This window comes from Lacticaseibacillus jixiensis (genome assembly GCF_042847315.1).
Lineage (GTDB): Bacteria > Bacillota > Bacilli > Lactobacillales > Lactobacillaceae > Lacticaseibacillus > Lacticaseibacillus jixiensis.
In genome coordinates this window covers 12,975-38,014 of record NZ_BAAFPR010000026.1, presented here as the reverse complement: position 1 = coordinate 38,014, position 25,040 = coordinate 12,975, and the positions used below count along the sequence as shown (strand labels likewise).

Annotated in this window: 24 protein-coding genes and 1 pseudogene; 15 read left to right on the top strand and 10 right to left on the bottom strand. The window is 51.9% G+C overall.

What is annotated here, in order from left to right:
• Window positions 1-91 precede the first annotated feature (91 nt).
• The 3 genes from ACGG90_RS12775 to ACGG90_RS12765 are packed head-to-tail and all read left to right on the top strand — an operon-like array spanning window position 92 to window position 2,818.
• A complete protein-coding gene (locus ACGG90_RS12775) occupies window positions 92-649 on the top strand; it encodes an FAD-binding protein (RefSeq protein WP_390409982.1) in 558 nt (185 codons plus the stop codon).
• Window positions 649-1,401, top strand: a complete 753-nt coding sequence (locus ACGG90_RS12770; protein ID WP_390409980.1) for an SDR family NAD(P)-dependent oxidoreductase — start codon at window positions 649-651, stop codon at window positions 1,399-1,401. The genes ACGG90_RS12775 and ACGG90_RS12770 overlap by 1 nt, the downstream gene beginning before the upstream one ends.
• A complete protein-coding gene (locus tag ACGG90_RS12765) occupies window positions 1,394-2,818 on the top strand; it encodes an FAD-dependent oxidoreductase (RefSeq protein WP_390409978.1) in 1,425 nt (474 codons plus the stop codon). The genes ACGG90_RS12770 and ACGG90_RS12765 overlap by 8 nt, the downstream gene beginning before the upstream one ends.
• Window positions 2,819-2,892: 74 nt before the next feature.
• Here ACGG90_RS12765 and ACGG90_RS12760 read toward each other — a convergent pair whose 3' ends face one another.
• Window positions 2,893-3,561: an IS3 family transposase gene (locus ACGG90_RS12760; RefSeq protein WP_390409976.1), complete on the bottom strand. Its 669-nt coding sequence runs from the start codon at window positions 3,559-3,561 to the stop codon at window positions 2,893-2,895.
• A 221-nt stretch (window positions 3,562-3,782) separates the two neighbouring features.
• The gene (locus tag ACGG90_RS12755) at window positions 3,783-4,457 is read right to left on the bottom strand and encodes a transposase (protein WP_390409974.1); all 675 of its coding nucleotides are present in this window, start codon (window positions 4,455-4,457) and stop codon (window positions 3,783-3,785) included.
• 320 nt (window positions 4,458-4,777) lie between these two features.
• Between ACGG90_RS12755 and ACGG90_RS12750 the strand changes: the two genes are divergently transcribed.
• On the top strand, window positions 4,778-5,353 hold the full coding sequence (locus ACGG90_RS12750) for a TetR/AcrR family transcriptional regulator (protein ID WP_390409973.1): 576 nt from the start codon (window positions 4,778-4,780) through the stop codon (window positions 5,351-5,353).
• Window positions 5,353-6,354: an NADP-dependent oxidoreductase gene (locus ACGG90_RS12745; RefSeq protein ID WP_390409971.1), complete on the top strand. Its 1,002-nt coding sequence runs from the start codon at window positions 5,353-5,355 to the stop codon at window positions 6,352-6,354. Before ACGG90_RS12750 ends, ACGG90_RS12745 begins: the two co-directional genes overlap by 1 nt.
• 185 nt (window positions 6,355-6,539) lie before the next feature.
• Here the strand turns inward: ACGG90_RS12745 and ACGG90_RS12740 are convergent, their stop codons facing one another.
• Window positions 6,540-6,818, bottom strand: coding sequence for a helix-turn-helix domain-containing protein (locus ACGG90_RS12740; RefSeq protein ID WP_390409969.1), 279 nt, complete (start codon window positions 6,816-6,818; stop codon window positions 6,540-6,542).
• A 1-nt stretch (window position 6,819) separates the two neighbouring features.
• Entirely contained in the window at window positions 6,820-7,179 is a 360-nt protein-coding gene (locus ACGG90_RS12735) for a type II toxin-antitoxin system RelE/ParE family toxin (RefSeq protein ID WP_390409967.1), read from the bottom strand.
• A gap of 236 nt (window positions 7,180-7,415) precedes the next feature.
• Here ACGG90_RS12735 and ACGG90_RS12730 point away from each other — a divergent pair, with 236 nt between their 5' ends.
• The 5 genes from ACGG90_RS12730 (at window position 7,416) to ACGG90_RS12710 (ending at window position 12,872) form a co-directional block, all read left to right on the top strand.
• Window positions 7,416-8,075 carry a response regulator transcription factor gene (locus ACGG90_RS12730; RefSeq protein WP_390409965.1) on the top strand — a complete coding sequence of 220 codons (660 nt, stop codon included), beginning with the start codon at window positions 7,416-7,418 and terminating at the stop codon, window positions 8,073-8,075.
• Complete coding sequence (locus ACGG90_RS12725) at window positions 8,053-9,063, top strand: sensor histidine kinase (protein ID WP_390409963.1); 1,011 nt, start codon at window positions 8,053-8,055, stop codon at window positions 9,061-9,063. Before ACGG90_RS12730 ends, ACGG90_RS12725 begins: the two co-directional genes overlap by 23 nt.
• A 65-nt stretch (window positions 9,064-9,128) precedes the next feature.
• Window positions 9,129-9,794 carry an ABC transporter ATP-binding protein gene (locus ACGG90_RS12720; RefSeq protein WP_390409961.1) on the top strand — a complete coding sequence of 222 codons (666 nt, stop codon included), beginning with the start codon at window positions 9,129-9,131 and terminating at the stop codon, window positions 9,792-9,794.
• A 4-nt stretch (window positions 9,795-9,798) separates the two neighbouring features.
• On the top strand, window positions 9,799-12,165 hold the full coding sequence (locus tag ACGG90_RS12715; RefSeq protein WP_390409960.1) for an ABC transporter permease: 2,367 nt from the start codon (window positions 9,799-9,801) through the stop codon (window positions 12,163-12,165).
• 122 nt (window positions 12,166-12,287) lie between these two features.
• A complete protein-coding gene (locus ACGG90_RS12710; protein WP_390409958.1) occupies window positions 12,288-12,872 on the top strand; it encodes a C39 family peptidase in 585 nt (194 codons plus the stop codon).
• Window positions 12,873-13,020: 148 nt separating this feature from the next.
• On the opposite strand, the gene ACGG90_RS12705 is transcribed toward ACGG90_RS12710, so the two are convergent.
• From ACGG90_RS12705 to ACGG90_RS12690, 4 genes are all read right to left on the bottom strand, one after another.
• On the bottom strand, window positions 13,021-14,550 hold the full coding sequence (locus tag ACGG90_RS12705; protein ID WP_390409957.1) for an ABC transporter permease/substrate-binding protein: 1,530 nt from the start codon (window positions 14,548-14,550) through the stop codon (window positions 13,021-13,023).
• 3 nt (window positions 14,551-14,553) lie between these two features.
• Window positions 14,554-15,486, bottom strand: a complete 933-nt coding sequence (locus tag ACGG90_RS12700) for an ABC transporter ATP-binding protein (RefSeq protein WP_390409955.1) — start codon at window positions 15,484-15,486, stop codon at window positions 14,554-14,556.
• A gap of 205 nt (window positions 15,487-15,691) precedes the next feature.
• Window positions 15,692-16,420: an ABC transporter permease gene (locus ACGG90_RS12695; RefSeq protein WP_390409984.1), complete on the bottom strand. Its 729-nt coding sequence runs from the start codon at window positions 16,418-16,420 to the stop codon at window positions 15,692-15,694.
• Between the two features lie 52 nt (window positions 16,421-16,472).
• Complete coding sequence (locus ACGG90_RS12690; protein ID WP_390409953.1) at window positions 16,473-17,414, bottom strand: ATP-binding cassette domain-containing protein; 942 nt, start codon at window positions 17,412-17,414, stop codon at window positions 16,473-16,475.
• Window positions 17,415-17,541: 127 nt separating this feature from the next.
• Here ACGG90_RS12690 and ACGG90_RS12685 point away from each other — a divergent pair, with 127 nt between their 5' ends.
• Window positions 17,542-18,048, top strand: coding sequence for a MarR family winged helix-turn-helix transcriptional regulator (locus ACGG90_RS12685; RefSeq protein ID WP_390409951.1), 507 nt, complete (start codon window positions 17,542-17,544; stop codon window positions 18,046-18,048).
• A gap of 264 nt (window positions 18,049-18,312) precedes the next feature.
• Here ACGG90_RS12685 and ACGG90_RS12680 read toward each other — a convergent pair whose 3' ends face one another.
• Complete coding sequence (locus tag ACGG90_RS12680) at window positions 18,313-20,406, bottom strand: hypothetical protein (RefSeq protein WP_390409949.1); 2,094 nt, start codon at window positions 20,404-20,406, stop codon at window positions 18,313-18,315.
• A 219-nt stretch (window positions 20,407-20,625) separates the two neighbouring features.
• Window positions 20,626-21,288: an MmcQ/YjbR family DNA-binding protein gene (locus ACGG90_RS12675; protein ID WP_390409947.1), complete on the bottom strand. Its 663-nt coding sequence runs from the start codon at window positions 21,286-21,288 to the stop codon at window positions 20,626-20,628.
• A gap of 159 nt (window positions 21,289-21,447) precedes the next feature.
• On the opposite strand from ACGG90_RS12675, the pseudogene ACGG90_RS12670 reads away from it, so the two are divergent.
• The 4 genes and pseudogenes from ACGG90_RS12670 to ACGG90_RS12655 form a co-directional block, all read left to right on the top strand.
• Window positions 21,448-21,567, top strand: a pseudogene (locus tag ACGG90_RS12670) (MerR family DNA-binding transcriptional regulator); the annotation flags it as partial.
• A 107-nt stretch (window positions 21,568-21,674) separates the two neighbouring features.
• Window positions 21,675-22,247, top strand: a complete 573-nt coding sequence (locus ACGG90_RS12665) for a transcriptional regulator (protein ID WP_390409986.1) — start codon at window positions 21,675-21,677, stop codon at window positions 22,245-22,247.
• Between the two features lie 249 nt (window positions 22,248-22,496).
• Entirely contained in the window at window positions 22,497-23,681 is a 1,185-nt protein-coding gene (locus ACGG90_RS12660; RefSeq protein ID WP_390409946.1) for an RNA-guided endonuclease InsQ/TnpB family protein, read from the top strand.
• 163 nt (window positions 23,682-23,844) lie between these two features.
• Entirely contained in the window at window positions 23,845-24,825 is a 981-nt protein-coding gene (locus ACGG90_RS12655) for a zinc-binding dehydrogenase (RefSeq protein WP_390409944.1), read from the top strand.
• Window positions 24,826-25,040: the final 215 nt, after the last annotated feature.

Genomic DNA, 25,040 nt, shown 5'->3' with positions numbered 1-25,040 from the left:
CGTCCAACTTGATACGAACAATCTCGGGTTGATCTTCGTCCATATAAATACCTCACCATTCTTATGATGAGGTCATGATACCGCTTGGCAATTGAGAGGGATAGGCGGTCTGTTATTAGGTGCTTACGAAGATACTTTTGAACGGCAATTTCTTGAACCTGGCCAAACGCCAACTGGTACAGTGGGCCCGATTCCGCAGATTCAAGCAGACTTCGATGATGCCATTGCTCATGGCGAAGTGGTCAAAGCCGATACGATTCCGGCACTGGCAGCCAAGCTGGGCCTGCCGCTGGCTGCGTTTGAACGCACGCTGCAAGTGTATAACCAAGCCGTCGCTGATGGCCAAGACGATACTTTCTTGAAGCCGGCTGAGGAGCTGAAGTTCGGCGTTGAACAAGGGCCGTTTTATGCGATCAAGGAACATTGCGCGATCCTAGGCACGCTGGATGGGGTGCATGTTGATCGCAACTGTCAGCCGGTGACCAAAGCCGGGCAGCCGCTGAAGGATCTGTATATCGTTGGCAACAACGTTAACGGTTTGTATTCAGATGGCTATCCAAGCTATGAAGGCATCGCCAATGGCTTTGCGTTTGTTTCTGGTTGGATCGCGGCAGTTGAAGCAGGCAAAGCGCTGCAGGAGGCAAAATGATGTTAGAGCATAAAGTAGCGTTGATCACCGGTGCGGCGCAAGGCATCGGTTATGGGGTGAGTGTGGCCTTTGCCAACGCAGGGGCAGATGTGGTGTTGACCGATTATCAGCCATCAGTGGTGGAAGTGGCGCAGGCTTTGAACGGACAAGCCAGCGGCACGGTGATCGGCTTGGTCATGGATGTGACCAAAGACGACTCGATCGATGCGGCACTGGCGCAGGTAATGGCGCAATTTGGCCGCTTGGATTATGTGATCAATAACGCTGGCGGCGGGGTGTTGAAGCCTTTTGCCGAATTGACGAATGAAGATTTTGACCAGACGGTGGGCTTGGATCTGGTGGGCACTTTCAAGTGCATGCGGGCGGAGCTTAAGTTGTTTCTTAAGCAAGGATTTGGCTCGATCGTCAATACCGGCGCGCTGGGCAGCTTCTATGCGCCAGGCGGCTTTGGGGCTTACAATGCGGCTAAGAACGGCATCATGGGCATGACCCAAGCGGCTGCAGTGGATTACGCCGATCAGAATATCCGCGTCAACTGTGTGGCCCCAGGCCTGACCAAGACGCCGTTAAACGATGGCGCATTCATTGATGCCATGACGCCAACGGTGCCAATGAAGCGGTATGAAACCGTCGAAGAACTGGCTAAAGTGTTCGTCTTTATCGCCACTGAAGCGACGTTCATGACCGGCCAAACAGTGGTGGTCGACGGCGGGGTCGCGGCTGGTTTGAAACAGGAGGCGCCACATGCCTGAAGTCGTGATTATTGGTGGCGGACTGTCGGGCCTGGTGGCGGCGATTTCTGCTCGGCAGGCTGGTAAGACTTGTTTGGTGATCGAAAAAGGCCGCAGTCTCGGCGGCGATGGCAACTATGTGGAAGGTGCCATGGGCGTGGATTCCAAGCAGCAGCGCCAAGCCAAGATCACCATTGATCGCACGCAGTTGTTGCAAGACGAATTGAATTATTCCCATTATGAAGCCAGCGCGTTGCATCTTAAGCAGCTGATCGACCATTCTGGCGCGACCATCGACTGGTTGGCAGACCTTGGCGTGCAGTTTGCCAGTGTCGGTGCGCAAGGCAAAAGCTGGCCAACCATTCATGCTTTTGCCGGCGGCGGTCATGCGGCGGTGGCAACCTTGGTGGCGAAAGCCCGTGAGCTAGGCGTCGAATTTCTGATGAGCACCAGCGCCCAGCACTTGTTGCAGCATGCCGGGCATATTTCAGGCGTGACCGTGATGAGTGAGGTCACCGGGCAAAAGACTGACATTCCAGCTGACAACGTGATCCTCGCCACTGGCGGTTATGTAGATAATCCTGAGTTGATCAAGCAGCAAACGCCATTGTTTAAGCGTTTAATGAGTGTCAGTGATGGTAAATCCACTGGCGACGGGATGCAATTGGCCTGGGCGGCAGGCGCGATGCATGCCAGCATGGGGGCTTTGCAGTTCGGCGGCGGGGCGATTTATGATCCGATGCTGCCGCCATTTATGCACATGGCTTCGCAAATCGGCGTGGCAGCCACCCAAGAAGCGATCTTGTGGGTGAACCAAGTTGGTGAGCGCTTTGTCAATGAAGATGTGAATGACAACATGTGCCATGCTGGGAATGCGCTGCTTGGCCAAGCGCGGACGTTTGCGATTTTTGATGCGGCGGCGGTGAAACATTTAAGCACCGTCGGGTTGTACAAGGCAGTGGGCAATTCGCCATTCTCCCCGGACACTTTAAGCAAGCTGCCTGATGAGTTGGCCTCAGATCTCGCCGCGCATCGCAAATATTTGGCCAAAGCCGATACGCTTTCAGCCTTGGCTAAGCAATTGCATTTACCCAAACTGGTTGATGCGGTGGCCCGCTATAATCAACAAGTTGCCGCAGGCGTTGATGCGGATTTCGGCAAAGCGGCGGCTTATTTGACCCCGGTTAAAGACGGGCCCTTTTATGCGGTGACTTTAGGCGTGGGGATGGCGTGTGCGTTAGGCGGCTTGCGGATCGATACGGACAATGCCGTGTTGAATGACTTTGGCTATCCGATTCCTGGCTTGTATGCGATTGGCAACGATGCAGCAGGGGTGCTGGTAGGCGATACGTATGCGGTGACCTTGCCTGGCAGTACTGCAGGGTTTGCCGCATTTTCTGGGCGCAATGCGGTTCAGGCGATTTGCCAAAATCAATAATGATGAAGCGCACAGCGATTTGCACTAGGCCCTGTCAAGTTGACAGATGAAATATTATAAAGTTGAATCTGTCTCTAAGCGGCTTCATTCCAGTATTCGTCTGGAGTGAGGCCGTTTCTTTGTGCTGAGCGGTTGTGGTGATTGAAATACTCGATTCCTTCTTCAACCAGCTTCACCAACTCTTCACGCGTCTTTGCTAGTGGATGACGATCCATCCAACGCAACTTGAACTCGTTCCACCAACGTTCCATCGGCGCATTGTCGTACGGTGTACCTGGTCGGGACATACTTCTGGAAACTTCGTAGCGACTTAGAAAATTGTTGAAGGCACCAGACGTATAGGCTGAGCCGCGATCTGTGTGGACAAGCGGATGAACATTGCCGACAGCTTCAAAGGCTTGCTGGAAGACTTCAATCTCGGCAGCTGAGGTCTCTGTGACACTCAGGTTGTAGGACAAGAGCCGACGACCGTAAAGATCTAGAACGCCACTCAGCCGAATCTTAGACTCGCCGTTTACACCATACCTTAATTCAGTGGAGTCGGATAGCCAGACTTGGTTAGGCGCATCTGTATGGAAGTTCTGATTGAGCACGTTGTCTAAGATGTACTGTTCGTTCGTTTTGACGCGACTGTGTTTCTTGATTCGAGTCTGACATGTCAACCCAAGTTCTCGCATGATACGTCGCACCATCTTGTGTGTGACTTCGAAGGTAATCAGCTCATCATGCTGAAGGTTCACCAAGAGATTCCCAGCACCAATACCTTGATGATGGAAATCAAACCAGTATTGCGTCTGTTCTTTAAGTCAGCGATTACGTGCTTCCCACGCAGTCTCTTCTCGCTTTAACCCTTTGTAGTAAGCCTGCCGACTGACGCCGATAACTGCCAATAATCTAGCGAGTGCACCACGATGCTCTTGGCTGACCTCTTTTATCGCGAAGTAGGCCAGTCGATGTTGTTTGTTCACCCCCTGCGCTGAAGTTCCAGCAATTTTTTTGCAAACTTCTCCACCAGCTCTTTGTCTTTAAGTTCAGCTTCAAGTTGACGGATACGCAGATTTGCTTTCTCAAGATCAGTTAATTCAGATTGTTCCTTGTGATGGCCGCGATTATCGACAAGTGCTTCATAACCGCCGTTCTTGGCCTTGATTACCCAAGAACGAGCTTGTTGATAGGAAACCTGGAAGTATTCTGCAGCCTCAGTATATGAATGCTTGTGTTTGGTCACATACTCAACCACTTCGATTCGTTCTTCGAGAGTCGTCTTCCTGCGCATAGTGGGGACCTGCTTTCTGGACGGCGATGCCGTCAAAGGTTTGTCTCCATTATACTTATCGACCCACGCTTTTGCTTGTCTCGAGTTACGCAATCCATAGATGTCCGTCAGTTCCTCGTATGTGCCTTCACCATTTAGGTAGGCGAAGACGACAGTATGCTTCAACTCCTTGCTATAGTGGATGTTCTTCTTAGCTTCTTCCAAGCCTTCCAGACCATCTCTTTGATAACGCATTGACCATCTTGCTATTGTGCTCTTGTCAATTCCATGTTGCCTGGCAAAAGTGGCTCTGGGTAGGCCTGACACTTGGAACTCCTTAAGTAGCTTAAGCTTCTCAAGAGCTGTGAACTTAGATCTAGGCATACAAAAATCCCTCCATAATCATCAGATGAATTATTGTATTTCATCTGACAACCATAAAGGGATTATCGCAATTGTGCGCTTTTTTTGTGATCCGCTAATTTTGACCGCATCGGCATTCAGTCATTAAGAACGAGGATAGGCACTAAGCAGTACCGGCGGCTGCAAGAATTGTGCGCGATACGACAAGCATCAACTGCCCAAAATACTTCAATCTAAGTGGTGCACGGATGCGCGTCATTGTTCATGGGTTTACACCACCCCTTGCGATTAACCGCGTTTTCCGTTATATTGGAACAGTCATTCCAATAAGGAGCAATTTAATGAGAACAAAGACATTCGTTGTCCAAGAGGCGTTAGCGCAGGCGGTGCAGCTGTTTTGGCGGCAAGGTTATGCTGGTACGTCGATGACGGACTTGGTCCAGGCGATGGGCATCAACCGCCAGAGTATTTATGATACTTTCGGCGATAAGCATCGGCTTTTCATCTTGGCGCTTGACGATTACTACACGCAGACTAAGGCCGAGCTCACAGCCAAGCTGGCGGCAACGACGGGCTTGCAAGCGACGCTGCAAGCGATTTTTACGGTCTATGCCCAGCGCGATGCCGCGACGCCTAAGGGGTGTTTGATCGTGAATTCAGCCACTGAACTTGGGCTGATCGACGCTGAGGTGAACGCCTTGGTGCAGGCTTATTTTGACGCTGAAAAAGCGCTGCTCAATCAAGTGCTCAGCCAGTATCAAGCCTCACTGCGCCAGCCCAGCGACATCCCTGCATTGGCCAGCCGTTTGCAAAATGCTTTGGTGGGAATCAGGGTGCAGGCGCGCATTGGCCAACCGCAAATCGATGCCATTATTGATGCGACGATCGCGTCGCTGCCATGGAAGGAAAACCACTGATGAAAGCTGCCCAAATCCAAAAATATACGAAGTCCCTTGATGTCCAGATCAACAACATACCCAAGCCTGAGCCGACTGACAATGAAGTCCTGATCCAGGTCAAGTATGCGGCGGTCAATCCTTTAGACTTGATGAATATCGATGGCAGTGTCAAGCTGATCCAAAGCTATTCGATGCCGTTGACGCTGGGCAATGAAGTGTCCGGTGTGGTGGCGGCAGTTGGCGCGCAAGTGAGCCGTTTTCACATTGGCGATCAGGTTTATTCGCGCTTGCCGTTAAACAAGATCGGCGGCTTTGCCGAATATGTCGCCGTGGATCAAGCTGCGATTTGGTTTATCCCGCAGCATTTGTCGTTAAAACAAGCGGCGGCGGTGCCGTTGACCGGGCTGACGGCTTATCAAGGCTTGACGGAAGAATTACAGATCAAGCCTGGCCAAACCTTGTTCATCCCTGGCGGTTCAGGGAGTTTTGGCCAAATGGCGGTGCCGTTAGCCAAGCAAATGGGTATCAACGTCATCGTTTCTGGCAACGCATTGGCCAAAGCACGCATCATGGCGCTAGGGGCCAGCCAATATCTTGATTACCGCAAAGAAGATTTTTCAACGGTGCTTGATCCAGTTGATGCCATTATCGATACGCGCGGCGCCAAAGCGCTGCCGCTGGAAATGGGGGTGCTTAAACCCGGCGGCCGGCTGTTGAGCTTGATTGCTGGGCCGAACAAACAATTTGCAGTGGCGCGAAATTTGCCGTTCTGGAAAACACTGTTGTTTGGAATGGCTGGCTATCGCTTTGATCGTTTGGCGCGGCAACACCACAGCCTTTATCGCTTTATCTTTGTGCGCGCAGACGGACGCCAGCTGCAGCAGATCACATCCATCGTAGAAACTAACCACATCGTGCCGGCTATCGATGCGCGGGTCTTTGATCTTGATCACATCAATGACGCCTTGCAACTGGTGGCACATGGGCGATCGACCGGCAAAGTGGTCGTGGCGTTATAGCCAGTACGAGAGGCCAAAAAAATTCCTGCTCAGACCAAATCGTCTTGGCAGAAATTTTTTAATCAGGCCCTTTTTTTGTACGACGATGACAAAAAAGGCCTCATTACAAAGGCCCGTCAAAAGCTGATACAATTATCGATCACTGAATTAGACAAACTTCACAAGCTTCACAAGCTTTCTGGATCTCAAGTAAATTCAACCTTGAGCTTTTTTCCAAGTGCGAAAGCAATCTTACTCATGGTATCGAAGCTAGTGTTCTGGCCGTGCTCAATGCGCGCAATCGTGGATTGTGGGACATGGGCCCGCTTTGCCAACTCACGCTGAGTCAATCCGGCACGTTCGCGTTCGTTCAACAATGCCACTGCGCTTTCAAGTTTAGAAGATTCAGCGTCAAACCCTTCCTTGAATTCGGGATCTTTAAGTTGTTCAGCGAGATAATCGTCAAAAATAATATTCTTTGCCATGCTACTTACCTCCCAAATGATCATAGTATTCCGTCCGGAGCGCTTTGGCGTGATTCAGCTCAGACACTGGCGTTTTCTGGGTCTTCTTTGTGAAGCCGTGAGTGATGACATAACGTGGACCTTCGACGTGAAAATACAAGCCGCGCTGAATATTTGAACCAGTCGTTCGAAGCTCAAAGATACCGTCTGAGATCTTCTTGATCCACAATTGGCGTGCCGCCACTTGTAGCCCAAACTTCTGCGTCTTGGCAATTACCGCAACTAATTTCTGCCTTTCGACCGGTTTCAGCGCATCTAAGAATTCTTTGAATTCGGTGTGTCCGCTGGGACGCGTGTAAAACTCGAATTTAGGGTTTTCCATAATTTGATTATACGCCTGCAGAAAAATAATATCAATATATGCTATCAAGTGTCCCAACAGCCAACGCATCTGTATATCAGACGGGAGCTGATAAATCCGCGCAGCTGCCTAGTGAATACGGGCCGTCTGACCTTTTAGGACATCATAAGTGGCTTTAACAACGCACCAATCATCCTGTACCCGCTTCCTTTCCCCTAAAATTACGGTATGATATCCCTAAACAGGAGGCACCCCAAATGCAATTACTAATCATCGAAGACGAATCCGCCTTATCCCAAAGCATGGCGCAATACTTTGCCAAAGACACGGTGCAATTGGCTCAAACATTGGAAGAAGCCAGCCGCGCCGTGCAAAGGCAAACCCCAGATGCCATCATCTTGGATTTATTGCTGCCAGACGGGGATGGCATCGCCTGGCTGCGGCAGTGGCGGCCGCTGATTGCCGCCAAGGTCTTGGTGTTGACCGCTAACGACAGTGAACCCACAATGCTGACAGGGCTAAAGTTGGCGGATGATTATGTGGTTAAGCCAGTCAGCTTGCGCGTGTTGGCAGCGCGACTGGCGAAGCTGGTGCCGCCGGAGCGCTTGACGATGGGGGATTTGCAAGTCGATTTGGCCGCCGGGCAGGTACAGCGTGCAGGGCAGCCCGTAATTTTGTCACCAATCGAGTGGCGGTTGACGGCGTATTTTGCCCAGCATCAAGGGGTGTTGTTGACGCGGCAGCAATTGATCGCGGTGATTTGGGATGTGCAAGAGCATTACGTCAGCGATAACACGCTGACGGTGACGATCAAGCGGTTGCGCGAGAAGTTGGAGTTAGAGCCTGAGCATCCGACGCTGATTCGCACGATTCGAGGAATGGGGTATTTTATCGATGGCAGCACACATTCAGCTTGATGCACCAGAAACGCGGCCGATCGTGGTGTTGGTAACAAGCCAAGCGGCGATCATCACGCTGGCCATTGGCGTGCTCGCCTGGCGTTATCCAGAACAGCGCGGGTGGCTGCTGGGCTTGTGGCTGGTGGCCGTATTGGCGATTGGGGGATGTTCGCTGTGGTGGCTGCGGCGCGTGGCTGCAAGATTAGCATTGATCAGCGACCAATTGCGTGCGGCACGCTTGAATCAAGCCGATTACCACATGGCGTTGAATGATGAAGGCTGGTTTTCAACGCTGCATAACGAGTTGTACCACTATGTGCGGCAAACCACGGCGTTGCGTGCCGACTTGGACCGCGACCGCCAGCAGCTGACGCAAGCCATCACCGACATTGCCCATCAGTTGCGCACACCGATCGCGGTGACGCAGAACCTGTTGGAACTGCTGACGTCGGACAACACCGTCGCCAGCCGCGCCACGCTGCTTAAGCAGAATCAGCGCTTGACGACGTTGGTGGGGGAATTGATCCTGCTGGCGCGGGTCGATACGCATACCTTAAGCCAGCAGCAAACGCCGGTGGCCTTGGCTGATTTGCTGCAGCAAAGCCTTAATCCGCTGCTGCCGTTGATCGCCGATGCCGGCTTACAGCTGGATTTTCAAGTATCGGATCAGATCCAATTGCAAGTCAACGCGGAACTGATGCAAGAAGCCTTGATCAATGTGCTCAAGAATGCCTGCGAACATGCCACGCCGCAAAGCGTGGTGCAGATTTACGCCAGTCAAACACCGCTTTCAACGGTGCTGACGGTGACCAATCACGGGCCGAGAATCGCTGCAGCCGACTTGCCGCATTTGTTTGAACGCTTCTATCGCGGCGCAAACAGTGCACCAAACAACCTCGGGGTCGGCTTGGCGATCGCCAACGGGATCATGATCGCCGCCAGCGGCCGAATCAATGTGGCTAATGTTGAAGCCGGGGTGCAATACCGCCTGGAATGGTTCACGTGATGTCACGGAGTTGTCACTTACAGCGTGTACCTTGAAGTTAAAGGATCACTTTGGAGGTATTGAACATGGCAATTCTCACCGCAGCACATTTGACCAAGACCTATCCTGGCGAAGAGCACCCGGCGTTAAACGACGTCTCGTTGACCATCGAAGCCGGGGAATTGCTCGCCATCGTCGGCCCCAGCGGCTCGGGCAAGTCGACCTTGCTGCATTTGCTAGGCGGCGTCGATCGGCCCACCAGCGGCAGCGTCGAGCTGTATGACACGGATATTTACCACTTGAATGAAACCCAGCTGGCCATTTTTCGCCGGCGGCAAGTGGGGCTGATTTACCAGTTCTACAACTTGATGCCTAACCTCACCGTCGTTGAAAACATCACCTTGCCTGCTGCCTTAGATGGCAAAACGATTCCCACGGCGGCTTTAGACGAATTGCTGGCCACCTTAGGCCTCAACGCCAAGCGCAATGCGCTGCCGAGTCAGCTTTCCGGCGGTCAGCAGCAGCGCGTGGCGATTGGGCGCGCCTTGATCAATCAGCCGGCGATCGTGTTAGCCGATGAACCCACCGGCAACTTGGATCAGCGCAACTCCCAAGAAATCATGACACTGCTTAGACAAGCCAACGTCAAAGCCGGCCAAACTGTGGTCGTGATCACCCATGATCCAGCCGTTGCCCAACAAGCCAGCCGCGTCGTCACCATCGAAGACGGCAAGCTTAGCGAAAGGGCGTGAGCACATGGGCATCATGACGCATTTGGCGTGGCGGACTTGGCGCAGCGATCGCGGCCGCACCTGGCTGACGATCTTGGCGATGACCATTGCCACAACGTTGGCGGTGGCGACCTTAGTCGGCTTGCGCTCGGCGCAAATCAGTGTCTATCGCTATGATACGCAAGAAGCAGGCGGCTATGTGGTCGCTTTTCCTAAAGTCCCAGCCAACCGCGTGGCGGCTTTGCGCGCTGAATCTGGCTTGGCCAAAACGACGACTTATCAAACAGCAGGTTCAGTCAAAGTCCCGCAAAACAGCAGCGATGAGCAGGCCAGCATGCCTTGGCTGAAGCTGACGCCTAACGCCATGCGCCAGCTGGTGGCGCCTATTTTGATCAAAGGCCGTGTGCCGCAGCATGCCGATGAAGTGGCGATCCCAGCGTATGTCGCAGCAGATGCCAAGCACATGCTGACGGTGACGCAAGGCAAAACCAAGCGGCGCTTGAAAGTAGTCGGCTGGTATCGCAGCTATAGCAACACGCTGCTTGATTTAGGCATTATTACGCTGACTAAACATGCCAGCGGTGTGCAAACGGTGGTGGCGTCGCCAAGCGGCTTCAGCAATCTGCAAGCCGAGCTTAAAGCCATGGCCAAGCGCGCCCACATTGCGCCTAAGACCATCCGCACCAATGATGAAGCCCTGCAATATATGGGCGCCGGGCAAGACAGCCGCTCACAAGCGGCGGTGGCGGCCACGGTTGGCGTTGTGTTATTGATTATTGGCAGCGTGGCGCTGGTGATGATTTATACCAGCATCAACTTAACCGTGCAAGCGCACCGGCAGCGTTATGGCCTATTGCGTTCACTTGGCACCACGCCTAAACAACTGCGGCGCTTGGTGTATCTGGAAAGCCTGCAGCTGGCGGTGCCGGCGTTGGGGCTGGGGATGCTTTTAGGCATCGGCGGGTTGGCTTTGACGCTGCACTTGATCAATGCTTGGCTGCATCAAAGCGGCTTGCCTTTGACCATGGTGTTAGTCGCCGATTGGCTGCCGCTGGTGATCGCCGCTATTTTCATGGCGCTGGTGACTTTGCTGGCGGCGGCGCGGCCGGCTTGGCGTGCCAGCCGCTTGACGCCGATTGCGGCGATTCGGCTGCAAACGCCGTCGCCTAAATTGTCTAAGCGGCGTCTGCGTTCAACTTGGCTGATGCGCCACATTCACAATCCGCTGGTGACGTTGGCGCTGAAGAATGAACGCCGCAGCGGCCAGCGGGTAACGATGACGGCGACATTAGTTTTTACGATCCTGTTGTTTGTCGGGTTGACCGGTTTCATGCGCAACTTATTAGGTGCGCCTATACCTGATCGCGGCGTGGATCTGGTTGCTTCCGTTAATGGCAAGCAAGCTGCCCAAGCCGCCTTGCAGCAAACCCTGCAGCAAGCGGCTGAGCCCAAGCAGGTGGTCACCACGCGCCAGGCTTACCTGACCGCCACCAAAGGTCCGCAGGCGTTGCGCAATCAAATGCTGATTGTCTACACAGTGGCTGATCGCATTTATGCCAGCCGGTATCACAACACGCCGACGCTGCTCAACAGCCGCATCGAACAAGGCAGTGCCAATGGTAAAAGCGTCACGCATCAATGGTTGGTGGCACCAGATTATACGGGCGCTTTGACCATCACGAGAGGGGATCAAGGCAAACAACCTCACGTCACCATTGCCCAAACGCGCGTTGTACCGACTGCGCAACTGCCGGACATGAAACTGCTGACGAGTGCCTATGGCGGTGGCGCGCTGGTGGTTTCTCAAACGCTGATGCAAAAGTGGCTCAAAGTGTTGAAGATGCCGCAAGATGCGACCAGTTCGACTATTGCAGCGACTTTGAAGCGCCCGCAAGATCACACGGCGGTGACCAAGGCCTTGATTGGGCGTTTCCCCGGGATCCAAGTCAGCGACTATGTGGCAGATGAGCAGCAGGGACGCACGATCTTATTGATCATGCGGATCTTAACTTATGGCTTCATTGGCTTGTTGTCGCTGGTCAGCTTGGCGACGATCATCAATCACACCTTCGCACAGCTGATGGCCCAGCGGCGCAGCTTAGCGATGCTGCAGTCGATTGGCACCACGCCCCCGCAATTAACTGGCATGTTGGCGATTCAAAACGCGCGGCTGTTTGTTGCCGGCGGGGTGCTGGGTAGTGTTGCCGGCGTCGGCGTAGCTTACGGCTTGTTTAGGCTGATGGGCTGGGTAAAAGAGCGGCAATTCATTTGGCCATGGGGCGAGCTGATTGCAGTGTGGCTGGCGTTGGCGGTGATTTGGGGAATTTTTGCCATTTTCACGCGCCGGATGCTGCGCAAACAAGACATCGATCAGCTGATTCGGATGGATTAAAGCCGGCTGCAGGAAATGGAAGCAACTAGCATGCAAAATACCAGACGCTCATCTCGACGCAAGCCGGCCGGTTTGCGTTGGCTCATACTATTGCTTGTGCTTGCGCTGGGGGGGTAGGCGCGGTGAAGTATTTTCACGCGCCGAGCTCTTTGGCCAGTGCGATTAGTTATCAGATCCCTAATGTGCCCAATTACAACCAATACGAAGCAGGCGCCCCGGTAGGCTGTGAAGGCGTGTCCTTGTACCAGGCCTTGCAGGCCAAAGGGGATGTTGATCATTATTCGCTGCATACCTTCTTGACGATGCTGCCAAAAGCCGCCACGCCAGATCAAGGCTTTGTGGGCAGTCCCTTTGTGGCAGATGCGAAAACTTACACTGCCATTTATGCCGCACCACTGGCAAATTGGGGCAAGCAGTTTGGCCAAGTCGCCAACTTGCCTGAAGCGTCACTGGCAACTATTGAAGCTGAGGTTACAGCAGGCAATCCAGTGGTGGCGTACGTCACCGAACACTTTGCCGCACCGCGCTTTGGTCAGTGGTCATTTGGGCGAGTCGTCAATAATAATCATGCCGTCACCGTGGCCGTCTTCAATCGCCTTACGCGCAAGCTTTATGTGTCTGATCCCATTGACGGCCAATACTGGATTTCGGCAAGCAAGTTTGCCGCGGCTTATAACGTGCGCCACATGGCTGTGGTGGTCAGGTAACAGTGGTCAGCCCTGCCGCGAAACCCTTCCGCCAATAGCACAAGCGGCGCTACGCCACGATTCGGGATTTTGAATCGTGGCGTAGCGCTTTTTGCGTTGCTTCAAGACGCTTTTGACTGCGATTATTCAGCCGATATCAAGTTGCTGATCATTTGGACTTAAGCAGTTGATGCGACTGCAGATATTGTTTGGCAATCGTCGCGGCCTTCTGGTGTTGCACCGTTACTTGGTAATTCATTTGCTGCATATCTTGCGTGGAGATTTTGTTGGCGATGCGGTTTAAGCTTTTGACGATTTGCGGATGCGTCTTGGCAAAACTCGTCAGCATTAAAGGCGCGCCTTGATACGGCGGGAAGAAGGACTTGGTATCTTGCAGCAACACCAAATGGTACTTCTTGATTTGCGGATCTGTGGTGTAAGCATCCGTCACATCCAAACTGCCTTGGGCCAGCGCTTGATAGCGCAATGACGGCTCCATGGTTTTGACGTTGTGAAACGCCAAGCCATAAGCGTGCTTCAAGCCAGGATAGCCGTCGCTTTGTTGATAGAAGTCAGGATCAAAGCCGGCGCGCAATTCGGGATGCTGGGCTAAATCAGCGATCGTCTTGAGGCGATATTTAGTTGCTGTGGCTTGGGTGACGGTCATGCCATAACCGTTTTGATACGCCATGGGCGGCAGGAGCGTCATGTTAAACTGCTTGGCTAACGCGGTTTTGCCAGCTTGGTAAGCTTGGGTTGGGTCGTGGCTGATAGGCTGGTTGGTTTTAACCAGCGCTTGCAAGACGGTGCCGGTGAATTCTGGATAAATATCGATTTGTTTAGCTTGCAGCGCTTTAAACAAGAAGCTGGTGCCGCCAAAGTTGCGCTTCAAGGTGACATGCACGTTGGGCTCATCGGCTTGGATCAGATCTTTGTAGAGATTGATCAAAAGCTCGGGTTCGCCGCCCATTTTGCCAGCGATGGTAATGGTTGTGGGTTGCGAAGCAGTTGCGGCATGCACGCCATATGCCCTGCCGCCGACCACCGCTAACACCGCAACGCCGATCATAAGGCGTTGCGGCGCAGTATGGGACAAAAGCTTGATCAATCCGCTGGCGATCAAGGCCAATCCGGCGGCCAACACGGCGCCGATCAATAACGCGGCGTTGTTGTTGCTTTGGATCCCCATCAGAATATACGTGCCTAGTCCGCCGCCGCCGATCAACGCTGCCAAGGTGGCGGTGCCAATGATCATCACAACGCCGATGCGAATGCCTGAAAGGATCATCGGCATCGCCAGCGGCAGTTGCACGCGCAGCAGTTTATAGCAGCGCGACACGCCCATGGCATCGGCGGCTTCGATCAACAATGGATCAATGTTGGTCAATCCGGCATAAGTGTTCTGAAAAACCGGCATGATCGCGTACAAGACCAACGCGATGATCGCCGGCACCGTGCCGATGCCGACAAAAGGGATCAACAAGCCCAAGATTGCTAAGCTGGGAATCGTTTGAATGATGCTGGCGATTTGCAGCACCAACTCACCGGCGCGGCGGTGATTCATCAAACTAATGGCCAGCGGGATCGCAATCAAGATGGTCATGATCGTGGCGATCATTGACACGGCGATGTGTTGGCCTAAGGCGACTAACAGTTCATGACTGTTGGCTTGGGCGTAGTGAAGGGCTTGGTTAAACATAGCTTAAGCCTCCTTTTGGCAAGTGGCGAGGTACGCGATCAAGTCGGCTGCGGTGAGTTGCGTCGCGCCGACTTGCACGACCGATTCCGGAGCGGTTTGCAGCAGCGCCGCCCAGGTGTAAATGGAAGTCGTGCTTAATAAGTTCTGCGCAGCAGCGTGTTGAGCCGGCCGGCCAAAGCCTGCTGCCACCACTTGCGCCAGCGTATGTTGAGCGGCAATAACATCTGTGAAGAAATCAGCGACAAAAGCGTTGGCCGGGGCAGCCAGCACGGCTTGCGGGGTGCCGACTTGTTGCAGGCGGCCATTGTGCAGCACCGCCATGCGGTCCGCCAGCCGCAGCGCTTCTTGCATATCGTGGGTGACGAAAATGATCGTTGTGGCGAGTTTCTGATGCAGCCGTAAGATCAGGTTCTGCAACTGGCGCTTGGCCACTGGGTCCAAAGCAGAGAAAGGTTCGTCCATCAACATCAGCTTCGGGTCAGCCGCCAAGGCGCGCACGATGCCGACGCGCTGGGCTTCACCGCCAGAAAGTTGCGCCGGCTTGCGCTTGGCATACAGCTTGGGATCCAAGTCAACCAGCTGCAGCAAGTGTTCAATGCGCGGTTTGATTTGGGCTTTGGCCCAGCCTAAGGCCTCCAGCTGCACCGCGGCATTTTGCATCACGGTCATGTTCGGGAACAACGCGCTGGATTGGAGCACATAGCCGATGTGGCGCCGCAGTTGTGGCAAGTCTTGGGCAGCCGCTGATTCGCCATCGATCAAGACTTGACCGCTGGTAGGGACGATTAGGCGATTGACGGTTTTAAGCAGCGTCGTTTTGCCGCTGCCGGATGGGCCGACTAAGACGAATAATTCGTGCGAGTTGACGCGCAAGTTCACGTCTTGCAGCGCGGTTTCGTCAGCATATTGTTTGGTGATGGCTTTAAATTCGATCAAAATATCCGCTCCTGTCGCTCTCAGGCGTAAAAAATGTCACGCTGCGAGATAGTTTGGCTTAACTGTTGATGCGGCACAATCGCTGTGCACGGCTCAAGAAAACCTGCTTGATTGCGTCAGAATCAGTTATAAACTATCTCGCCACGTGACAGTCAATGCCTGTTTTGAAGCGAGAGGATGAATTGTTGGATCAGCTTTGTGTGACTTAGGCGCGCTTTTGATAGGCCAGCAAACTCAAAGGCATGAACACCAAGATCATGCCGACGCCGCAAAGCAAAGCGACTGTGGCATGCAGGCCCCAGGTCCCGGTGGTCAACAACATTCGCAGCGCCGTGACAGTGTAGCTGACCGGATTTGCGTGCACGACGGTTTGCAAGAACCCAGGCAGCATCTTGACTGGCACAAAGGCGTTGGATAAGAACGTCAGTGTCAAAATGATCATCATCGATAAACTGCCGATCAATTCGGCGTTCTTGGCCATCAATCCCACCAAGGCAAAAAGCCAAGAAGCTGACCAGCCGATAAAAATCGCCAATAATAAAGCCGCGGCAAGCATTGGCAGACTCACCGTCGGCCGCCAGCCCATGACCAACGCGGTGAGCAGCGCCATGATCCCTGCCAGCAGCAAGCGCAAGACGTCGCCTAGCAGTTGACCAGCCAGCGGTACGATCGCGGCAATCGGCAGCGTTTTGAAGCGATCAAAGACACCGTGATTGATATCTTCGCGCAACTGCTGGCCAGAGCCTGATGCCGCGTTAAGGATACTTTGGATCAAGATCCCTGGTACCAACAGCGGCAAGTAGGCGTGAACACTGCCGGCAATGGCACCGCCGAACAAATAACCAAACAGCAATGTAAACAGCACCGGCTCCATTAGCACATCGCTGAAATTATCCGGATCATGCAAGGTTTTCAACAAGTTGCGCTGCGTCATGGTCAATACGTTGCTTAAGTTGTGACTTCGATTAAACAAATGCCTTCCCTCCTTAGTTCTTCCCGACAGTCAGCTTAAAAAACACTTCATCCAATGATGGTGAGGTGATGGCAAATTGGCTGACGCCGATCTTGGCTGCCGCCAACTGATCAAGCAAGCCGGCACAAACAGGCAGCTGGTCATCGGCAAGGGCGACAGTTAATGACCGCTGACCAACGTGAATCGGCTGTTTGATGGCTGCTTGAACGATCCGTTGAGCTTTTGCCAGCATCTTGGCGGCAGTGACTTGCAGGCGCAGTTGTTTGCCGCCGACGCGTTGGCCCAGTTCAGTAGGGGTGCCGATCGCTTGCAATTTTCCATGATCGATCAGCGCGATGCGATCGGCAAATTGCGCGGCTTCTTGCAGGTATTGGGTGGTGAGCAAAACCGTTGAACCGCTTGCCACCAAGTCTTTGATCACGCGCCACATTTGCTCGCGCGTGCGCGGGTCTAAGCCGGTGGTAGGCTCATCTAGAAACAAGAGCTTGGGTTTGCCCACCAAGCTCACCGCCAGATCCAAGCGCCGCCGCATCCCGCCGGAAAATGTTGCCAGGGTTTGATTTGCTGAAGCGACGAGATCAAAGGCCGCTAATAACTCAGTGGCGCGCAGGCGAGCCGCGCGGTGCGTTAAGCCTGATAATTGACCAAAGATCATGAGGTTTTCCACTGCAGTAAGGTCTTGATCAATGGCGGCGGTTTGACCAGTGACGCTAAATTGCTGTTTGGCCAGGCGGCTTTGGGTTTGCGTATCCAAGCCGTTAAGCAGGATTTGGCCTTGATCTGGGCGCAACAGCGTTGTCATCATTTTGATCAAGGTGGTTTTGCCTGCGCCGTTTGGGCCTAGCAAGCCGAAAATCTCGCCTCGTTGCACGGTAAACGAAACGTCTTGCACGGCAGCTTGGCTGCCGAAGTGTTTAGAAATATGCTTGACTTGGATCATGTTAGGATTGGTCATATTTGCCTCCTTAAGATTTAATCAGGTGACCTGACTAAAATATCATAAGGGCCCTTGACTAATATGTCAAGTGCGCTGCTGGGTAATGCTGTATACTGAAGAAAACGAAAAGATGGGATGATGTGTGGTGGCAAATGAAGCCAAAGCGGAGTTGGCAGCGGGAAAACTGGCAGAGTATGAGCAGCTCAGCAAGATCTACGACGATATCGTCAAGCAAACGCGGCCGCATTTAACAGTAGAAGGCCAAGGCAAGATCTTGCTGGCGCTGACGGATGAAGATCACCAATCGCAACGGCAATTGGCGACGCATTTGGGGATGTCGCCGCAATCGACCAGTGAATTTGTCGCCAAACTAGCCAAGCGCAACTTGGTGACGTTAACCAAATCGACGAAAGATCGCCGCGTGAATCTCGTCAGCTTAACTGATGCAGGCCGCCAAGAAATTGCGTCTGCCGCCCAAGAAGTGCCGCCGTTTCTGCAGGCGTTGAGTGAGGCGGAACAAGATCAGTTGGCGGCGTTGTTGACCAAGATCACCAACGCCATGTACGCTGATATCGACGCGGCCAATCCGACCTTGGGGGTCAAGTTTCATAAGCTGTTTGCAGGGCATTATTTGAAGCGGTTTAAGAAATAAATAACCCCTCTGAGGTCATATAGCCGAATCAGGGGGGTTAGTGGTGTAAGCTGAATTTGTAGTGAATTTGTACAGTACACTCACGTGAGTGATGAATGTACCGGTGTTTCATTCCTGCCGTTGCAGGGTGTTTTACATTTTTCTTCATGTTATATGAATCCACTTGTGTGGGACCATGGGGATGGACGGATAAGAAACCTTAGAATTGGATCATCGAGGTACGAAACACTTAGACGGGTACGGTCTACAGGAAAATAACCTGCTTTACAGTTGTCGTAGGAATATCCTCCTTACCCGCCAACTGATAGGCTCAGTATCATGATAGCCCCGTTTCACCATGCTTGAATATTGAAGAACTGCCTGTTTACTTTTGAGATGGCGGACGTGTGAGACGACCTCTTTCAATGTCTTATCGTAGAAAACGAAGTATGCGTTCTTAGGCTCAAACGAATCTAAAATCACGACATGTCGTGATTTAAAGAATAACGCGAAATATGGCTGATGTACGATAGAAATATTCTGTTGGATGATATCTGGCTGATATTTCATCCATTCCTTGAGTCGATTCTTGATCTCGACGTCAGTGACTGCTGCTAAGCGCTCCTTAAAATAATCTCTCGTATTTAACGTATGGGGCTTGGCAAGGCGTTGTGCCTTGGTTTTTGCGGAAGTGGTTTGATGTTGTTCGTCTGTCAAACGAGCTTGTTCTTGTCTGGTAAGCTCAAGTTGCTGGGCATGCAATGTTTGCGCTAGTGGATGCGCATATGTACAGCAAGTAATTGTGACACTTGGCCAAGAATGCTGCTGTCCATGTCTTGTAAATGCGAGCTCATCTTTCGTAGCTGATTGAATAATAATGGTTTGATATTGATAATTGATTTGCAGAAACGACTGCATATTCGCATATGAGGCAGTGTGCTTAATAATGGCGCCGGCCTGAATAAGCGCTGCGTACATCTTCTGATGCGGCTTTAAGTGTTTCTTGTGGGGTCTTACTTTGGTTGGAAGATAGCTACCTACTACGTTTACGCTCACCTGATGTTCGATACGTGACCGAAGCAGAAATGTGCCAATTGCCATGACATCTACAGGTAGCGTTGATTTACTAAACCAGGCAATACTTTTAATTTCATCAAGTTGATGTAGTGATTTTAACAGAGCGGGAAATGTCTGATCTACGCTAACATTCGTTATTGGTGGATATTCACCGATGCTGACTTGACGATGATGTTTTGCGACGCTGTCTATGTATTCCTGTGTCTTGGCGGAGCACTTGGTTTGAACGGTGTTGCTGATAATGGCACCATTTACTGGTGTAGCTACAAGTGATTCGTGGGGCTTAGAACTTATTGTACTCGTTGTATGACGTTTCAATTCGACCCAAATTGCTGGCAACACGGCATGTCGTTTAATTTGCCAGAAGCCCACAAATTCGAATAAGAAGTCTTCGCGTTGATCCGAATCTTGGATATAATCGGGCATGATGAGGCTTTCATATAATGCGCAGCATAAGTCATCAAACTTGAAATCGACGCTTGTGTGGCGAATCCGATGTATGACAAGCGCAGAATGCAATTGCAGTTTACCGATTCTTTGCAGTATTAAGCGATCTTTCTTGTGCTGAGGCGAGTCGTCCATTAAGTCAATTGCATCCTGATCGTTAAGCTGCCAGTATTTCGAGAACTGATTCGGTAATAACCATACTGCCCAGCTGAGCGGTGCATGATGCCGACGATATCGTGGAACGTGTTTTAGCTCTCGCAAATCTTTGCCAAATTTTCGCAGTAGATAAGTACTTTCAACTGCCTCTCGAGAGGGTCCAGAAACAATTGCGATTCCATTGTGCTTGATTTGGAAGCTTGGTTTGCGATCGACGTAGCTTTCTGATCGTTCGACCGCAACAATCGATTGATGGTTGATTTTGAGTGCCGATTCAAATGAAATCCTCGCAGGCAACTGCATGTTCTTGCAGAGCTCTGTAATTACGTGCTCAGCATGTTGCTCAGAGAGTCGCGCGTACAGGAAACCAAGCATGCGTAAACCAGTTATTTCTGACCCTGAGGTGGGTTTGTCGGCTTGTCGAATTGGTTCCAATAAGGTGCCGAACTGAGCAGCAAGAGTTGGGCAAATCACGCCAGTTAACTCTGCCGAAGCATGATGGTTCAGACCTAGTCGCCACTCTAAAATCTCAAGCACCCGTATCTTTAACCGTAGTGCACCTAATAGTGCATACTGATCTTGCCGGATTGAAATTCGCTGATCTGTACGATTGTCATTGATGATCAGTTGATACTCTACAAAACTGAGTCTTGGTTTTAGTTGTTTTAAGGCCGAATAAGTGAATTCTTCCCACTCCATTTAACGTTCCCCCTTTGATGACGTCTCAAAATAGCGAGATGCGTTTAATAATATTCTCATACTAGAATTAAACTAACAAGAATTTAAGCGCATCTTCGTCTGATAAATAGGACCATAACCAGAAATCATTACGATTTTATGGTTATGGCCCTATTTCATTAATTTGTGATCAAGAGTGAGTGAGGACAAAGATGGCTATAATGCGGTTAAGTCCCTTGATTATTTCGCCAGCTCCCGACTGGCCTTGACATACCCCATCAGCGTTTCCAGCGGTGTGCCGTTGTCCAGTTGATAAGAGAGCCAGTGTTGCTTGTTCATATGATAAGCCGGCAGCGCCGTTTTGGCGTTGAGGCGTGACGTCACGACTTCAGGCTCGGCTCGCGCCACCAACACATCCACGTCATCGGTCCCGTTTAGGCCGAGTTTATCGGCAGAGACTTTCACCAGCAAGGCGTACCACTTGCGATTGTCGCTGCGGCGAATGATCGCATTGTTGGGAAAGTTGGCCCATAAGAATTCTGGGTGTTCATCGTACTTGTTGCCGATGGCGTCGATCATGGCGTCCATTTGCCCGGTAGTGAACATGGTGGGCACAAAGCAATCCTTGGCGATTGCTTCAAGTGTGGCGACATATGCACCGCGGATCTGGCCGACAAACATGCCGGAGTTGGCCGGATCCAGATGCAAGACATAGGGCAAGCCGGATTCTTGATCGATCACGGTGGTGGTGACCGTGTCGTCTTTGATCGTCACGACTAACTCGAAGCCTTGCACCAGCGGGGTCTGATAGCGCCACTGGTCTTGGTCATGGGTGAAGCCGAAGTGCTTGAGTTTGGCGGCGTCTGGCTGCCGGTGCTTAAAGATATCATCTTGAATTGACATGATGGATCCTTTCTTGAAATTAATGGGTTGACTGTCACGTTGCGGGACGGTTTACACTGAACTTGTTGCGGCGATCGATCACGATAATGCCTGTGCCAATTGTGCTACACTAGTTATAAACTATCACGTCGCGTTACAGTCAATGCAAAGGACGGTTCAATGCTTAAAATTAGTGACATGGCGAAGCTGGCCAATACCACCCGGCGGACGCTGATTTTCTATGACGAACAAGGGGTGTTTACCCCGGCGCACAAAAGCGCTTCAGGCTATCGCTACTATGATTATAAACAACTATATGATCTAATGACGATCCTGGGTTTGCGCAATATTGGTTATCGCTGGCGCAAATCAAGGCCATTCAAGGCGGCGGCCAGCCGGCTTTTCCGGTGCTGCGCCAAGCCCAAGGCAAAATCAGCGACCAGATCAAGAAGCTGCAGCGCATTGAAGCGGTGTTGGATCAGCGGCTGCACCAGCAGGCCCAAGCGCAAGCGCCGCAGTTGTATGTGCCTGAAGTGGCCACCCTGGCGCCTTCGACGTTCTGGTGTTCGCGCAAGGCCGTAGATTGCACCGAACAAGAAGTGGCGCAGCTGTTTGCAGAGTTCTATCAAGAACTCGATGCCATGACTTTGCTGGACACGGCAACGTCTGGTTTCTTGACTGATTTGCCGGTGAGTGATCCGGCGGGTTACAAAGATGCCGGTTTTCGGATCTTGAAAGCCACCGATCAAGCTGACAGCGCAGATTATCTGCCGCTGCTTCAAAAGCCCGCCGGCCGTTATGTGCGGGTGTGGATCGAAAACACCGCTGCCGGCATTGATCGCGGCTTGAATGCGTTGAAAGCTTACTGTGAAGCGCAACACCTGCAGGTCCAAGACCGCTTATGGCAATTGAATTCCGGCGATACGCTGGTGGAAAATGGGGCGACGCAATATGGCTGGCTGGAGTATGCCGTCAACTAAGCGCCGCAATACGTTAGAAGGAGGTCGTCAACAGTAATCGAAAATGTGGCACAATGTGTTAATTTGTAGCAATTAGTCGTTCTGTGGTAATCAAGTGGAAGGCAGAATGACTAACGGCTACAAAATGATAAACTCGTGAAAAATCGCTGACTGATGCATGGACAGATGATGACGGTTTTCATCATGTCTCGACAGGGTATCCTCATCTTAATTTGCTATGATATCTATAAGCAAGCTGGAGGTGAAAACATGTTGAGAACGCACAAGCTCCGTTGCTATCCGAATGCGACGATGCGCCGCGTATTGGAGCAGGCATGCGATTACCGCCGGTATTGTTACAATCAGGCGCTTGCCACGTGGAACGAGATGTATGATGCGTCACTCGTGCTGGCAAATAAGACGGTGCGGCCTAATGAACGTAAAGTCCGCAATGAATTAGTTAACAACAAAGCAGACTGGCAATATAGTCGTTCCGCGCGGATCTTGCAATTGGCAGTTAATGACTTGGCCCAGGCTTGGGCGAATTTCTTCAACCCGGAAATGCCAGACCATCGTAAACCGCAGTTCAAGTCAAAGAAGCGCAGTCGGCGCAGCTTTAAGACCGATCGGGCGACCATCGTTAATGGTAAGTTGCGGTTGGATAAACCGCGCGGCTATTGTGACCGATGGTATGATATCTGCCTGGCTGAGAAACCACGTTGGCAAGGCTCGATCAAATTGGCTGCCATTGTTAAAGAAGCGGATGGCTATTACGCTTGCCTAAGCATTGACGTGGACAAACCTGTTCCGTTACCAGAAAGCCAACGAGTATGCGGCGTCGATGCCAACATTGGCAAATTTGTCTATAGCAATGTCGAAGCAATGTCTGTCATCCGCGTCTTGACTGAGCAACTGGCCAGTTTGTATAACCGCGTGTCCTTGTACCAGCGGCGGCTCGCCCGCAAACGTCAGGCGAATCCCAATCACTTTCGTTCCAACAACTACCGCACAACGAAAACCAAGTTGCAGCGGACCTATCAGAAAGTGACACGGATTCAAAACGACCTCTTGCAGAAGTTCACGACGATGTTGGTAAAAGCTAATGGCACGCTTGCCATTGAGGACTTGGACGTTAAGCGTATGAAGATGAACAAACGACTGGCGAAGAACTTACATCGCTCGTTGTTCGGTCGCTTCAAACTGCTGATGAAGGACACGGCGCAATGGTATGGCCGTCAACTGGTTATAGTTGATCGGTTCTACCCTAGCACACAGCGGTGCAGTCGGTGTGGGTTGGTGAAAACCGGCGACGATAAACTGACCTTGGCAGGTAATCAACTTCATGGTACGAAACATCACGAGTTTCATTGTTACGGCTGTGGCGCTCAACTCGAGCGTGACGAGAATGCCGTACAGAATTTGATTCAATACGCTCAGGGGCAGGCTGTGTCCTAGAGGTTCAAGAGCCAGTCAATGTTGCGAGGTTACTACCAACGTAAGAATACTGGTGTTAACGGGACCGAATAAAATAATGAATGTACAACTAAGAAAGGAAAAATATAATCCTTTACTAGTGTCATTAGACATTCTTCCACATTTTATATAGCAGGAAATTTTTATGCAAGCAATTAAACTGACTGAACCCTGTGCGGCAAGTGATTTGAAACCAGTGACGGTGCCCACGCCTAAACTCAAGGCAGGCGCTGATGTGGTGCAAGTCAAGGCTTTTGGTGTCAACGAATCTGAAGTCACCAGCCGCAAAGGCGAGTCAGATGGCGATTTTCAATATCCGCGGATCTTAGGCATCGAAGGCGTCGGTATCGTTTCAGCAACTGCCCCTGATTCGCCTTACGCCGTGGGCCAGCAGGTGGCCATGATGATGGGCGGCATGGGCCGTGCCATTGATGGCGCCTACGCGCAGTACTGCTTGGTGCCGCATGCGGCAATGATTCCCATTAACACGACGCTTGACTGGGCAACTGTCGGCGCCTTGCCTGAGATGCTGCAAACCAGCTACGGCTCATTGCACACCGGCTTGGCGCTTGCAGCCGGCGAAACGGTCTTGATCCGCGGCGGCTCTTCAACTGTCGGCTTAATGAGCATCGCCTTGGCCAAAATGGTCGGCGCCACCGTGTTGGCCACCACGCGCAACCCCGCCAAAGTCGACAAGCTCAAGGACTTTGGCGCCACTCATGTCTTGCTTGACGACGGTAAGCTTGCGCCGCAGGTCCATAAGTTGTTGCCTGATGGCGTGGACAAAGCTTTGGAGCTGGTGGGCACGACGACGCTGTTTGATACATTTGATGCAGTCGCTGCCAGCGGGCGCGTTTGCTTCACCGGCGGTCTTGGCGGCGGCTGGGATATCGCGCATTTCTCACCGTTTATGATCCCCAGCGGCAAGACCTTAACCAGTTACGCCGGCGAAGCCAAAGACTTGCCGGCAGAAGCTTTTGATCAGGTGCTCAAAGCTGTTGCTGCAAAAGAACTGACGGTGCCGATTGCCAAGGTTTATCACGGCCTTGAGCAAGTTGGTGAGGCACAAGCCAATCTGGAATCAGGGCGGTATGTCGGCAAGCATGTGGTGGTGTTAGGCGAGTAGTGTATATCGATAATTCGTTATATTGTTTCAGTGGATTAGCAGACTGAAGCGGTGTAGCGAATTTTTTGTACATTGGTGAATGCTGATGCATAGCATTCGTTGTAGTAGTATGTTGGCCAAGCTGGCTGGAACTGTGACAGACACGTTCCAGGAAATATAAGTATTTCTTACAATTATTGATTTATTTTTTGATACACACGTTGTACACTTATGGC